At 71.2% G+C, this 12262-nt stretch carries 12 protein-coding genes; 4 read left to right on the forward strand and 8 right to left on the reverse strand.

Annotated features, from left to right (window positions below; translation table 11 throughout):
- The first annotated feature begins 112 nt into the window (after positions 1-112).
- Positions 113-316: a cold-shock protein gene (locus tag AB0I66_RS38980; RefSeq protein WP_006138897.1), complete on the forward strand. Its 204-nt coding sequence runs from the start codon at positions 113-115 to the stop codon at positions 314-316.
- A 208-nt stretch (positions 317-524) separates the two neighbouring features.
- Here the strand turns inward: AB0I66_RS38980 and AB0I66_RS38985 are convergent, their stop codons facing one another.
- The 6 genes from AB0I66_RS38985 to AB0I66_RS39010 are packed head-to-tail and all read right to left on the reverse strand — an operon-like array spanning position 525 to position 6911.
- Complete coding sequence (locus AB0I66_RS38985) at positions 525-1322, reverse strand: ATP-binding cassette domain-containing protein (protein WP_363212800.1); 798 nt, start codon at positions 1320-1322, stop codon at positions 525-527.
- Positions 1322-2284 (reverse strand): ABC transporter ATP-binding protein, encoded by a 963-nt coding sequence (locus AB0I66_RS38990; RefSeq protein ID WP_363212801.1) that lies wholly within the window; start codon positions 2282-2284, stop codon positions 1322-1324. Before AB0I66_RS38990 ends, AB0I66_RS38985 begins: the two co-directional genes overlap by 1 nt.
- A 3-nt stretch (positions 2285-2287) precedes the next feature.
- Complete coding sequence (locus tag AB0I66_RS38995) at positions 2288-3133, reverse strand: ABC transporter permease (RefSeq protein ID WP_363212802.1); 846 nt, start codon at positions 3131-3133, stop codon at positions 2288-2290.
- On the reverse strand, positions 3133-4080 hold the full coding sequence (locus AB0I66_RS39000; RefSeq protein ID WP_363212803.1) for an ABC transporter permease: 948 nt from the start codon (positions 4078-4080) through the stop codon (positions 3133-3135). Before AB0I66_RS39000 ends, AB0I66_RS38995 begins: the two co-directional genes overlap by 1 nt.
- A gap of 9 nt (positions 4081-4089) precedes the next feature.
- Positions 4090-5763: an ABC transporter substrate-binding protein gene (locus AB0I66_RS39005; protein ID WP_363212804.1), complete on the reverse strand. Its 1674-nt coding sequence runs from the start codon at positions 5761-5763 to the stop codon at positions 4090-4092.
- Positions 5760-6911, reverse strand: a complete 1152-nt coding sequence (locus AB0I66_RS39010; protein ID WP_363212805.1) for a C45 family peptidase — start codon at positions 6909-6911, stop codon at positions 5760-5762. The genes AB0I66_RS39005 and AB0I66_RS39010 overlap by 4 nt, the downstream gene beginning before the upstream one ends.
- A 109-nt stretch (positions 6912-7020) precedes the next feature.
- Here AB0I66_RS39010 and AB0I66_RS39015 point away from each other — a divergent pair, with 109 nt between their 5' ends.
- A complete protein-coding gene (locus AB0I66_RS39015; RefSeq protein WP_363212806.1) occupies positions 7021-7929 on the forward strand; it encodes a MurR/RpiR family transcriptional regulator in 909 nt (302 codons plus the stop codon).
- Between the two features lie 144 nt (positions 7930-8073).
- Here the strand turns inward: AB0I66_RS39015 and AB0I66_RS39020 are convergent, their stop codons facing one another.
- Positions 8074-8655 carry an XRE family transcriptional regulator gene (locus AB0I66_RS39020; protein WP_363212807.1) on the reverse strand — a complete coding sequence of 194 codons (582 nt, stop codon included), beginning with the start codon at positions 8653-8655 and terminating at the stop codon, positions 8074-8076.
- 100 nt (positions 8656-8755) lie between these two features.
- On the opposite strand from AB0I66_RS39020, the gene AB0I66_RS39025 reads away from it, so the two are divergent.
- Both AB0I66_RS39025 and AB0I66_RS39030 read left to right on the forward strand, forming a co-directional pair.
- On the forward strand, positions 8756-9520 hold the full coding sequence (locus tag AB0I66_RS39025; protein ID WP_363212808.1) for an AzlC family ABC transporter permease: 765 nt from the start codon (positions 8756-8758) through the stop codon (positions 9518-9520).
- On the forward strand, positions 9517-9831 hold the full coding sequence (locus AB0I66_RS39030; RefSeq protein ID WP_363212809.1) for an AzlD domain-containing protein: 315 nt from the start codon (positions 9517-9519) through the stop codon (positions 9829-9831). The genes AB0I66_RS39025 and AB0I66_RS39030 overlap by 4 nt, the downstream gene beginning before the upstream one ends.
- 456 nt (positions 9832-10287) lie before the next feature.
- Here AB0I66_RS39030 and AB0I66_RS39035 read toward each other — a convergent pair whose 3' ends face one another.
- Complete coding sequence (locus AB0I66_RS39035; protein WP_363212810.1) at positions 10288-12126, reverse strand: long-chain fatty acid--CoA ligase; 1839 nt, start codon at positions 12124-12126, stop codon at positions 10288-10290.
- Positions 12127-12262 lie beyond the last annotated feature (136 nt).

The raw sequence follows: 12262 nt of genomic DNA on the forward strand, positions 1-12262 counted from the left end.
CAGAGCCTGCGGAGCATGTGACCCGCGGGCTCTCGTCGTTTTCAGACTTATGCAGTTGTTTCAACAATCGCAGGTTCTGGAGCAGGGCAACCCTTTGGCCCAAGGAGGGCTTATGGCTACCGGAACCGTGAAGTGGTTCAACGCCGAAAAGGGCTTTGGATTCATCGCCCAGGAAGGCGGAGGCCCCGACGTCTTCGTCCACTACTCCGCGATCAACGCAAACGGCTTCCGCTCCCTTGAGGAGAACCAGGCCGTGAGCTTCGACGTCACGCAGGGCCCGAAGGGTCCGCAGGCGGAGAACGTCACCCCCATGTAGTGGGGCGCCCCATTCACGTGGGGCGTGTGACAGTTCCGGTGACTTGATCCGGACATGGATAGCAGTACCCAAGGAGCCCTGCCTCCCCGCGCAAGCGGGAAGACGGGGCTCCTGCCTTTTTCTGGCCCCTGGGCCTTGGGCTCCTTTTCTCCTGCCGGCCCGGCTGTGGCTGGGTGCGCAGTTCCCCGCGCCCCTGACGGGGCGCTCCTTACGTCAGCGCCGTCGCGTCCGACGGGTTCCAGCCCTCCCTTGGCACCGATGCCAGGAGTCTTGTCGTGTACGGGTCCTGGGGAGCTGAGAGCACCCGGGACGTGGGGCCCTGTTCCACCACCTTGCCGCCGCGCATCACCAGGACCTCGTCCGTGATGTGCTGGACGACCGCCAGGTCGTGGCTGACGAAGACCAGGGCCACCCCGGTGTCCCGGCGGATCTCGCCGAGGAGCTGGAGGATCTGGGCCTGGATCGACACGTCGAGCGCCGCCACCGCCTCGTCCAGGACGAGTACTTGGGGGTCCACCGCCAGTGCCCGCGCGATGGCCAGGCGTTGCCGCTGGCCGCCGGAGAGTTCGCGGGGGCGGGCGCCGGCCTCGCGGGTGCCGAGGCCCACCTGGTCCAGGAGCCCCGCGGCCAGGGTCTCGTCCCTGCCGTGCAGGTGCAGGGCCGTGCGGAGGCACTGGGCGGAGGTGAGGCGGGGGTCGAGGGAGAGGTAGGGGTCCTGGAAGACCATCTGGATCTCCCTGGCCCTGGCCAGGCGTGCGGCTCGCTTCCGGGGTGTACGGGGCTCGCGGGGGCGGCCTTCCACGGTCACCGTGCCGGAGTCCTGGCGAGCCAGGCCCACCAGCATGCGGGCGACCGTTGTCTTGCCTGAGCCTGATTCGCCCACGATTCCTGTGGAGCCGCCCTTCCCCACCGTGAACGTCACGTTCTCGGCCGCTTGGTGGCGTCCGCCGCCCGGCAGGGGGTAGCTCTTGCTGAGGCCGTCCACCGACAGCAGGTCCTGTGGCATCAGTGGCTCACCTCTGTTGCATCGGTACTCGTCGCACGCTTGGCCTCCACAACGGAACAGGCCACCGTTCCCCCGTCCTCCAGCCCGGACTGCTCCGGCGCCCACGTCTCGCAGGTGTCCTCCGCGTCCCCGCAGCGCGACACGAACGGGCAGCCAGGGAAGGTGTCCGAGAGGGAGGGTGGGCGGCCCGGGATGGGGTGGAGGGTGTGGGTCGTGTCGCCCAGGGTGGGCGAACAGGAGAGCAGGCCCCGTGTGTAGGGGTGGGCCGGGGTGTCGAACAGGGCCTTCGCCGACCGCTGTTCAACCACGCGGCCCGCGTACATGACGTACACGCGGTCGCAGTACGCGGCGGCCAGGTGCAGGTCGTGGGTGATGAAGAGGAGGCCCAGGTCCCGGGTGGCCCGCAGTTGGCGCAGCAGGGCGAGGATCTCCGCCTGGGTCGTGACGTCCAGGGCACTGGTGGCCTCGTCCGCGAGGAGCAGGCTCGGCTCCGCGGCGAGCGCGCCCGCGATGACCACGCGTTGCAGCATGCCGCCGGAGAGCTCGTGCGGGCGCTGGCGTACGCGGTGTGCGGGGTCCGACAGGCCGACGGTGGCGAGGAGTTCGACCGCCTGCTCGCGGGTCGCGCCCCGTTCGGTCAGGAAGTCGCCGATGCGTCGCACCGGGTTGAGTGCGGCGCGGGGGTCCTGGTGGACCATGGCGACGGTCCGCGCGCGGTGGGTCCGCAGGGCCTCGCCCTTGAGGGTGAGGACTTCGGTGCCGTTCACCCGGACGGAACCCGACGTCGTCGCGTCGGCGGGAAGGAGGCCGAGCGCCGCCTTCGCCGTGGTCGACTTGCCCGAGCCCGACTCGCCGACCAGGCCGACGACTTCGCCGGGACGGACGGTGAGGGACACCGATTCGAGGAGCGGTCTGGCCGCTCCGGGCACCCGCAGGGTGAGGTCTTCGACATCGAGCAGCATGGGTCACTGCCTTCCTAGCCGGTCGGCGGCCCAGACCCCGACCACGTTGAAGGACACGACGACCAGGGCGATGGCCGTGCCGGGGACGAGCGCCGGAAGCAGCGCGCCCTGGACCACCGCCGCCTGCCCCTCCTGGACCATCAAGCCCCAGTCCGATGACGGCGGTTGGGCGCCGAAGCCCAGGTAGGAGAGGGTCGCGAGGGACATGAGTGCCTCGCCGAAGAGGACGACCAGGTAGCCGAGGATCGCGCGGCCCAGGTTCGGGACCAGGTGTGCCACGCAGATGCGCGCACCGCCCATCCCCTGCACCCGGTAGGCGTCGACGTACGGCTTGCGGGACTCCGAAAGGGCCAGCGAGCGGACGTACTTGGCGATCGTCGGGGTGAAGGCGAGGCCGAGGGCCAGGACGGACGTCGTCATCCCGGCGCCGAAGACCGCGATGATCAGGACGGTGAACAGCAGGCCCGGGAAGGCGTACATCACGTCCGTGATCCGCGAGACCAGCGCGTCCACCCATCCCCCGCGCCATGCGGCGAGCACGCCGAGCGTGACGCCGAGCACGGCGGCGACGGCGAGGAGCAGGATCGGTGCGATCAGGCTCGTGCGGGTTCCGTACAGGGCGCGTGACAGCAGGTCCTGGCCCGACGAGTCGGTGCCGAGGAGGTGCTCCCCCGATGTCCCGACCAGGGATGCCGAGAGATCGATCGCGTCGGGGGCGTAGGGCGCGAGGAGCGGTGCGAACAGCGCCGCCAGGACGACGAGGACGAGGAGGCCCGCGGCCACCATCACCCCTACGGGGCGACGACGGCGTACGGCCAAAGGCGCGAGAGCAACTGCGGCGGCAGCCATCAGGAACGGGCCTCCTTCACGCGCGGGTCGAGCAGCGGGTGCACCACGTCCACCAGCGTCGTCACCACGATGTAGCCGGTGACCATGAGCAGCAGGACCGCCTGCGCCACCGGGAAGTCATGGGTGTTGATCGCGCCCACGAGGAGCGAGCCGATGCCGCTGATGCCGAACGCCGTCTCCACGACCACCGTGCCCGCGAGCATGCCCGCCATGACGAGCCCGCACATCGTGATGATCGGCCCGAGCGCGTTGCGCAGGACGTGGCGCCGGATGATGTCCCGTTCCGGGACGCCGGACGCGCGCGCCGCCTCCACGTGGTCGGACGCGGAGGCGTCCGCCATCGCCTGCCGGGTGACCCGGCTGATGATGGCGAGGGCCCCGAGCGCCAGGGACAGGGCCGGCAGCGTCAGGTGGTGCAGGGTGCCGCCGAGTCCCTCGCCCGAGCCCGAGACCGGGAACCACCCCAGTTGCACGCCGAACAGCGAGACCAGGGCGATGGCCGCCACGAACGAAGGGACCGAGGCGGCGAGCGTCGTGCCGCCCACGACGGCGGAGTCCACCCATGTGGAGCGCTTGACCGCGGCCAGGATTCCGGCCCCGACGCCGAGGACGACGAACAACACCGTGGCGTATGCGACCAGTTGAAGGGTGGTCGGGAAGCGGGCCGTCACCAGGTCGGCCACCTGGTCGCTGTACTTGAAGGACCGCCCCAGGTCGAAGTGGACGCAGTCCCACAGCCACCGGCCGTACTGGACGACCAGCGGTTCGTCCAGGTGGTACTGCGCGCGCACCTGGGCCAGGCGTTCCGGCGTCAGCTTGTCCCGGCCGCCCGCGAGGAACACCGCGGGGTCGCCCGGCGCCGCGTACACGGCGGCGAAGATGACGAACGAGGCGGCGAAGAGGGTCGCGACGAGACCCGCGAGCCGACGTGAGATCCGAGCAAGCACGTCCCTCACCTAGCCTTTCTTCAGGCCGAGTGCGGCGGCCCACGGGTAGTAGAGGTAGGCCTGCGACGCCGGGGGTCCCGTCAGCCTGTCGGAGACGACGAGCGCCGTCGGGACCTGCGCGACCGGGATCCAGACGCCCGCGTCCACGAACCGCCGCTGTACGTCGATCGCGAGCTCGGCCCGCTTCGCGTCGTCCAGGGTGCTCAGCGCCTGGTGGACCTTCTTGTCGTACGTGGCGTCCTTGAAGCCGACCCAGTTGTTGGAGGAGTCGGAGAGGCCGTTGTCGTAGAAGCCCATGGGGTCGGCCTTGGAGATGTACCAGTCGCCGACCAGCACGTCGATGTCGGCCCGTGCGGACGGATCGCTGTAGAACTCCTCGAACTGGGCCGTCGGCACGGTCTTGATCTGCCCCTTGAGCCCGATGCGCTGGAGCGCGGAACGCACCGCGTTCGCGACGACCGTCCGGCCCTGGCTGCTGTCGGTGCCGATCACGACGGGTCCGGCCGGCGCACCCGCCTCCTTCACCAGTTCCTTGGCCTCGGCGAGGTCGCCGGCGGTCGGGGTGGCGGGGGCCGCGGCCGCCAGCTTCTTCTGCGCGGCCTCGAACGCGGGCTTCTCGTATCCCCAGGCGCCGGAGCCGACCGGGGTGGCCCACGGCTGGACGAGGCCGCCGTACCCGGACTTCGCGATGCCCGTCCGGTCGATCGCGAGGGACAGGGCCCGCCGGATCTGCGGGTCCTTCAGGCCGCCCCGGGCCGTCGGGATGAGCACGAGGGACGCGGTGGAGGGGCCGTAGTGCTGGTCGAGTCCCTTGGTGGTGCGCAGGGCGGACGCGGTGTTCGGGGATTCGGCGTACGTCCCGTCGGCGGCGCCCGTCTTCAGGGCGTTGACCAGCGCGCTGTCGGAGGCCCAGCGGAAGGTGACCTGCCGGGTGAGCGGCTTCGTGCCCCAGTAGCCGTCGTACGCCTCGATGGTGATCGAGTCGCCGGACTTCCAGCCCTTGAGCTCGTACGGGCCGCTGCACGCGTCTCCTTGGCCCGGCGTGCCGAAGTCCTCGCCCGCGTCGGTCACTTGCTCCTTGTTCCAGACGATGCCCGCGTCGCCCGCGAGGGCCTTGGTGAAGAGCGCGTCGGGTTCCTTGAAATGGATGGTGATCTCGCGGTCGCCGCTCTTCTTCATGGACTTGACGTTGCCGAACTCGTCGGCCTGCTCCATGTCCGGGTCGGCGTGCCGCTTCAGCGACCACAGCACGTCGTCGGCGGTCAGCTTCGACCCGTCGTGGAAGGTGACGCCGTCGCGCAGACTCAGGACGAGCGTCCTGTCGTCGGGCGTACGGGCCTTCTCGGCGAGGAAGGGCTGCGTCGTCATGTCGGGCTGGAGTTGGTAGAGCCGCTCGCAGACGTTGGTGAGGACGACGCGGCCCGCGCTCGTTCCCTGGGTGTCGAGGTCGAGCGAGTCCGGCTCGTCCTCCAGGAGCCAGTTCGCCTTGTCGAGCGGGCCCTTGGCGGCGGCGGTCGTGGCGCTCAGCTTCAGCTTGGCGGCGTCGGCGGGCTTTCCTCCGGTGGCGGCCGTGTCGGCGCCGCTGCAACCGGCGACCGCGAGAAGGGTGGCGGTGGCGAGGCCCGCGACCAGCGGACGCCTCGGAGTGGACCTGGTCGTCCCGGTCGTCCTGGTCGTCGTCATCTGTTGTCTCCGTACGGGCCGTCGTAGAGGTTCCAGGGCATGTGCTGGTAGTCGCGGTCGCAGGGGGTGCCGGCGGTGACGTGGTAGTCGCCGACGGTCAGGTCGACACAGGAGGAGACGAGCGTGGACCAGTGCTTGACCTCGGGTCTGCGCGGGTCGGGGTGGGTGCAGAGCGACTCGGGGTGGCCGAGGTGGTCGGACATGGCCTGCTTGATGATCTTGCGGGACTCGTCGGCACCGGTGGAGGAGCGCAGGGCGCCGAGGCCCTGCTCGGCGCGGGGAACGCGGACCAGCGAATCCGATGACATGGGGCGGTAGTGCGCGGCGATGGCGGCGGGGACGCCCGCCTGGTAGTGGTTGCCGTGCACGAGGAGTCCGTCGGTGGGATACATCCAGCCGTGCCCGGCCGGGGTCGTCTCCAGGTCCACGGCGAAGCCCTCGCGGCAGGTCAGCAGGGCGTTGGACGCGATGTGCGCGCGGGTGCGGCACAGTACGTCGAGCGCGTCGGTGATGGTGTGCTGGTCCAGGACACTGCGGCGTACGACGGTCTGCGGGAGGCCGATGGCGTCGCTGAAGCGCCCGCCGAGGCCGTTCGCGTTCAGTGCGATGCCCGCCGAATTGGCGCCCTGGCGTCCGATCTGGCCCGCCTCGACCTGCATGATCAGGGTGGGGTGCGGGGGCTGGACGATGCGCAGCATGACGACGGTGTCGGCGACTCCGGCCCGCCAGTCCCAGTTCTGCCCGGCCCATACGTGGCCGTCGCCGCTGGCCTCTCCGTAGGCGGCGAAGGAGGTGCAGCCGTCGGCGGGTTCCTCGTCGGTCTCCGTCTCCTTGGCCCGCATGTCGGCGAACGAGCGGTCGTAGATGACCTCGCCGCGGGCGTTGAGGGCGAGGATGTCGGGGAGGGTCACTCCGGCGCCCTCGGCGATCCCGCGCATCTCCTCCAGGAGGTGGGGAGCGTAGTCGCGGACCGGCTCCAGCCAGCGGGTGGCGCGGGCGGTGACCTGGTCCCAGGTCAGGCCGGACGACTGACCGAACGCCTCCTCGTAATAGGCGAGGGCGGCGTGCAGTTGCGGGCGGACGGCTTCGCCGTACTGGCGGCCGCGGGCGGCCGGGGCGCCGGATATCTCGATGAGGGGCAGTGCCATTGTTCTCCTCGCGACGGAGAGCTGCTGTAACGTTGATTACGAGAAGCTCTCCCTTTGGAATGCGTTGCCCAGGAGAGTAACGGCCATCACACGAGAGTCAATAGCTGTAATGGGAATTTCAGAGGATCAGGCGGGGTCCGGCGCGGGGCTGGCACGGCTGCGGGCGGCCGTGCGCGACCAGTGGGAGACCCTCTCCACGTCCGAGCGGGCCGTCGCCCAGTACGTGGTCAGCGCCCCCGTCGAGTCGCTGCTCTTCGCCAGCGCCCAGGAGTTGGGCACGGCGAGCGGTACCAGCAACGCGACGGTCGTGCGCGCCCTGCAGCGCCTCGGCTATGCGGGCCTGCCGGCGCTCAAGCGGGAACTGACGTCGGACTTCACCTCCGCCGTGCCGCCGGAGGTGCGGCTGCGGCAGCGCATCGCGCATGTGGGCCGGGACCTGGACGACATCTGGGGTGATGTCTTCGACGAGGCCCAGGAGCGCATCGAGCACGCGCGGCGCCTGACGCCGGGCGACGCGCTGCGGGACGCGGTGGGGTTCCTCGCCGAGGCCCCGGAGATCCACTGCTACGGCATCGCGGCGTCCGAACTGGCCGCGCGGCACCTGGCGTTGGCGCTCGGGAGGATCGGCCGCCGGGCCCGTTACTTCGGGGACACGGGATTCGCCCTGGCCGACCATCTGCTCGCCGTGCGGCAGGGCGACGCCGTGGTGATCTTCCAGCCGGGGCGTGCGCTGGCCGAGCTGACGGTGCTGATAGAGCGGGCGCGGGCGGTGGGGGCGCGGGTCGTCCTGGTCACGGATGAGCTGGCGGAGCTGTACGGGGGTCGGGTGGACGCGGTTCTGACGGCGCCGCATACGCCTACCGGCATCACTACGGAGGCGTTGACGGCGCTGGTGGTGGCCGATGCGCTTTTGCTGGCGCTGGCTACGTTGGATGAGGGGCTTGCGGTGGAGACTTCGCATCAACTGACGGCCTTGCGCGAGCAGTTGCTGAGCCCTAGGGCGCGGAAGGGGTCTTAGGGGCGGTTTTTGACTGCTGCGCCGTCGTGGCTGGTCGCGCAGTTCCCCGCGCCCCTTTGGGGCGCCCTCGGGGCGGGTCTTTGGCTGCGGCGGCGTCGTGGCTCGTCGCGCAGTTCCCCGCGCCCCTTTGGGGCTCGGGGTGCCTTACGTGTGTTGCATGATCAGTACGAAGGTCGTGCCTGGCTCCAAGGCCTCGTAGGCGTGGGGGACGTCCCCTCGGTAGGACATGTAGTCGCCTGCGGACAGCTCCACCTGTTCGTCGCGGGGGCCCGCCAGGAGGCGGCCCGTGCTGACCACCACGTGTTCCACCGAGCCGGGGATGTGCGGGTCGGACTCCCGTGCGGAGCCCGGCTCCATCGCCCCGTGGTAGATGTCGCGCCGCACACCCGCCGGCCCCGCCGACAGCAGCGTCCCCGCGTAGGAAGCGCGCTCGGCGTGCATCGTCGGGCCCTGCCCCGCCCTGATCACCGTCACCTCCGGCGCGGGCGACTCCACCAGCACGCTGAACGGCACCCCGAGCGCCACCGCCAGGGCCCACAGCGTCTCGATCCCGGGGTTGCCCGTCGCCGCCTCCAGCTGAGACAGCGTGGACTTCGCGACGCCCGCGCGCTTGGCCAGCTCGGAGAGGGAGAGTCCTGCTTTGGCCCGCTCCCGGCGCAGCGCGGCCGCCACCCACTCGCGGGGCAGCCGGGACCGGGCCGTACCGCCGCCCTTGCCGTCAGTCATGCCGTACTGCTCCCTCGCGTCCAGGCCTCACGATCGTTCGCTCCAGCGGACCGATCGTTCGTCTTGACGAACGCTCACCGCTGCGCCCATCCTACGACGTATGCGTTCGCCACACCGAACAGACGACCCACCCCACCGAACGAGCGACGGATTCGTACGCCTCTCCCACCTCCCCCGCGGCGTCCTGCGCGACATCGCCCTCGTCTGGCTGGCCGACGCCGTCGTCGGCGTCTCCTTCGGGGCGATCGCTGTCGCGGGCGGTCTGCCGGTCTGGGTGCCGGTCCTGATGTCACTGCTCGTGTACGCCGGCTCCGCCCAGTTCAGCGCGGTCGGGATTCTCGCGGCGGGCGGCGGCCCGGTGGCCGCCGCCGCGACCGGCCTGCTGCTCAACTCCCGCACGGCGGCGTTCAGCCTGGCCGTCGCCGACAGCCTGGGCCGGTCCTGGGCCGCGCGGCTTCTCGGCGCGCACCTGATCACCGACGAGACGGCCGCCTTCGTCCTGGCGCAGCCCGACCAGAAGCGGCGCAAGGCGGCGTTCTGGATATCCGGGCTCGGCCTGTTCGCCGTCTGGAACGTCAGCGTGCTCGGGGGTGCGCTGGCCGGTTCCGCGATCGGTGACACCGCCCGCTTCGGTCTGGACGCCGCGTTCCCCGCGGTGCTGCTTGCCCTGGTGCTGCCCGCGCTGCGCGGCGACAGCGTGACGCGGCGGGCCGCGGCGGCCGGTGCGGTGATCGCGGTGACCGCCGCGCCATGGCTGCCTGCCGGGGTACCAGTCCTCCTCTCCCTCCTTGGCCTCCTCGCGGCGCGGCGCGGACCGGGCCGCCCCGCACGCTCTCCCCGCCCCACCGAGAGGAGCGCCTCATGAACGCCTACCTCGCCTGCGTCCTGGTCCTGGCCGCCGGAACGTACGCCTTCCGCCTCGCGGGCCCCTTGCTGCACGGCCGGGTCGAACTCCCTGCCCGCGTGCAGGAGTTGCTGACAGTCGGCGCGGTGGTCCTCCTCGTCGCGCTCCTCGCCACCGGAGCACTCACCGAGGGCCACGACTTCGCCGGGTGGGCGCGCCCCATCGGCGTACTGGCAGGCGGCGCCCTCGCCTGGCGAAAGGCCCCCTTCGCCGTGGTGGTGATCGGCGCGGCGGCCACTACGGCGCTGCTGCGGCTGGCGGGGGTTTCGTAGCTGCGGGCTCCGGCGGGGTCCCGGCTGCTCGCCACCTCACCGAGGGCCACGGGGTGGGCGCGGCCCGTCGGCGTACTGGCACGTGAGGGCCTCGCCTGGCGGATGGCCCTCTTCGCCGTGGTCGTGATCGGCGCTACTGCGGCTGGCGGGGCTCGTAGCCGCGGGCTCCGGCGGGCTCCCGACCCGCTGCTCGCCACCGGAGCACTCGCCGAGGGCCACGGGGTGGGCACGGCCCGTCGGCGTACTGGCACTTGAGGGCTCGCCTGGCGAAAGGCCCTCTTCGCCATGGTCGTGATCGGCGCTACTGCGGCTGGCGGAGCTCGTAGCCGCGGGCTCCCGACCGGCTGCTCGCCACCGGAGCACTCGCCGAGGGCCACGGGGTGGGCACGGCCCGTCGGCGTACTGGCACTTGAGGGCTCGCCTGGCGGAAGGCTCCCTTCGGCGGCGCCGCGGCCGCTACCGTGCTGCTGCGGCTGGCGGGGGTTTCGTAGCCGTCGGCGCCGGCTGCTGCTGCCTTGCCCCGTCCCTCCCGTACAGCTCCTCCACCAGGGCCGCGTACCGCTCCGTCACCGCGTGCCTTCGTACCTTCAGGCTCGGGGTGAGCAGGCCCGTCTCCACCGTGAAGTCCTCGTCGAGGAGGGCGAAATCGCGGATGCGGGCCGGGCGGGAGACCGTGCCGTTCGCCGCGTCCACCACCTCCTGGACGAGGGCGCGGACGTGCGGGTCCTGGGAGGGCGGATCGGTCAGCTCGATGCCTTGCCGGGCTGCCCAGCCGGCGATTTCCTCCGCGTCCAGCGTGATCAGGGCCACCGGATAGGGGCGCTTGTCGCCCACCATCACCGCTCGGGACACGAAACGCGACTGCTGGACCGCCAGTTCACTCAGGGACGGCGTGAGGTTTTTGCCGCCCGAGGTGATGATCAGGTCCTTCTTGCGGCCCGTGATGCTGAGATAGCCCTCGGCGTCCAGGGCACCCAGGTCGCCGGTGTGCAGCCAGCCCTCGTCGTCCACGGCGTCACGCGTGGCCGCAGGGTTCCCGTGGTAGCCGGGGAAGACCATCTCGCCCCGGGCCAGGACCTCTCCGTCGTCGGCGATACGGACCTCGCAGCCCTCGACGGGGCGGCCCACCGTGCCGTACCGGACCGCCCCGGGATGGTTCAGGCTGATGACGCCGGCCGACTCCGTCATCCCGTACCCCTCGTAGACCCCGATCCCGCAGGCCCGCAGGAAGTCGATGACGTGCGGTGCGATGGGCGCGCCGCCTGTCAGGGCCCACCTCACGCGCCCTCCGAGCGCCTGCCGCACCAGTCCGTACAGGGCCTTGTCCGCCTCCTCGTACGCGTCCCGAAGTTCGGGCGGAAGGGCGCCGTCCGCCGCGAGAACCCCGATGCGTATCGCCTCCTCGAACCGCTCGCGGCCCCCGTCCTGGGACTCCGCGAGGGACAGCACCACCGAGTACACCTTCTCGAACAGGCGCGGCACGGACGGCAGATGCGTGGGCTTCGCCTCCGCCAGCTCGGCGACGACGTTCTCGATCTTCCCGCCGAAGAAGCAGATCTCGCCGCCCTCGATCAGCGTCGTGAACTCGATCAGCTGGGCCAGGAGATGGGCGAGGGGGAGGTAGAGGTACGTCGAGTCGCCGGGGCCCGCCTCGATCAGGGGGAGGGTGGCGGACTGGACGGCGCCGAGGTTGCCGTGGGTGAGGAGGCAGCCTTTGGGCAGGCCGGTGGTGCCGGAGGTGTAGATGATGGTGGCGAGGTCGGCGGGGGCTCGGTCCCTGGCTCGTTCCAGCAGGGCGTCGGCCGCCGCTTCCGGTGCCGCTTCCGGGGCGCGGCCTCTCTCCGCTCCCTCGCCTCCCTCCTCCCCCTCCGTCATCAGCAGCACGTGCCGTACGCCCGGCAGCCCCGGCCGCAGGCGCTCGATCTTCTCGGCCTGCGCGGCGTTCTCGCAGATCACCACCGAGGCATCGGAGTCCTTGACGACCCACTCGACCTCCTCGTCACCCGCCGTCGGGTAGACGGGGACGACCACCGCGCCCGCCGCGAAGACGGCGAAGTGGGCGTACGTCCACTCGGGGCGGGTCTCGGCGAGGATCGCCACACGGTCGTCCGGGCGCACTCCGACGGACAGGAGGCGCGTGCCGAAGTCCCGGACCCGCAAACGCAGTTGCTCGTACGAGACCTCCTCCCACCCCCCGCCCCCGGACTTGAAGCGGAGAGCCGGCAGCTTGCCGTGGCGGTCGGCCGCCCACTCGGTGAGCACGGCCAGGGTCTCGGGACGCTCCGTGGGCTGCATGCGTATGACGCTAGGGACAGAGCGGGCCGTCAGGGGATGACGGGAAGCGTCAGCGGAGTTGGCCGCGAAGCTCAGCCCACCCCCCGCCCGCAGACCCTCCGCAGACCTTCCGCACACCCCCCGCAGACCCTCTGAA

This window comes from Streptomyces sp. NPDC050439, from assembly GCF_040655335.1.
GTDB lineage: Bacteria > Actinomycetota > Actinomycetes > Streptomycetales > Streptomycetaceae > Streptomyces.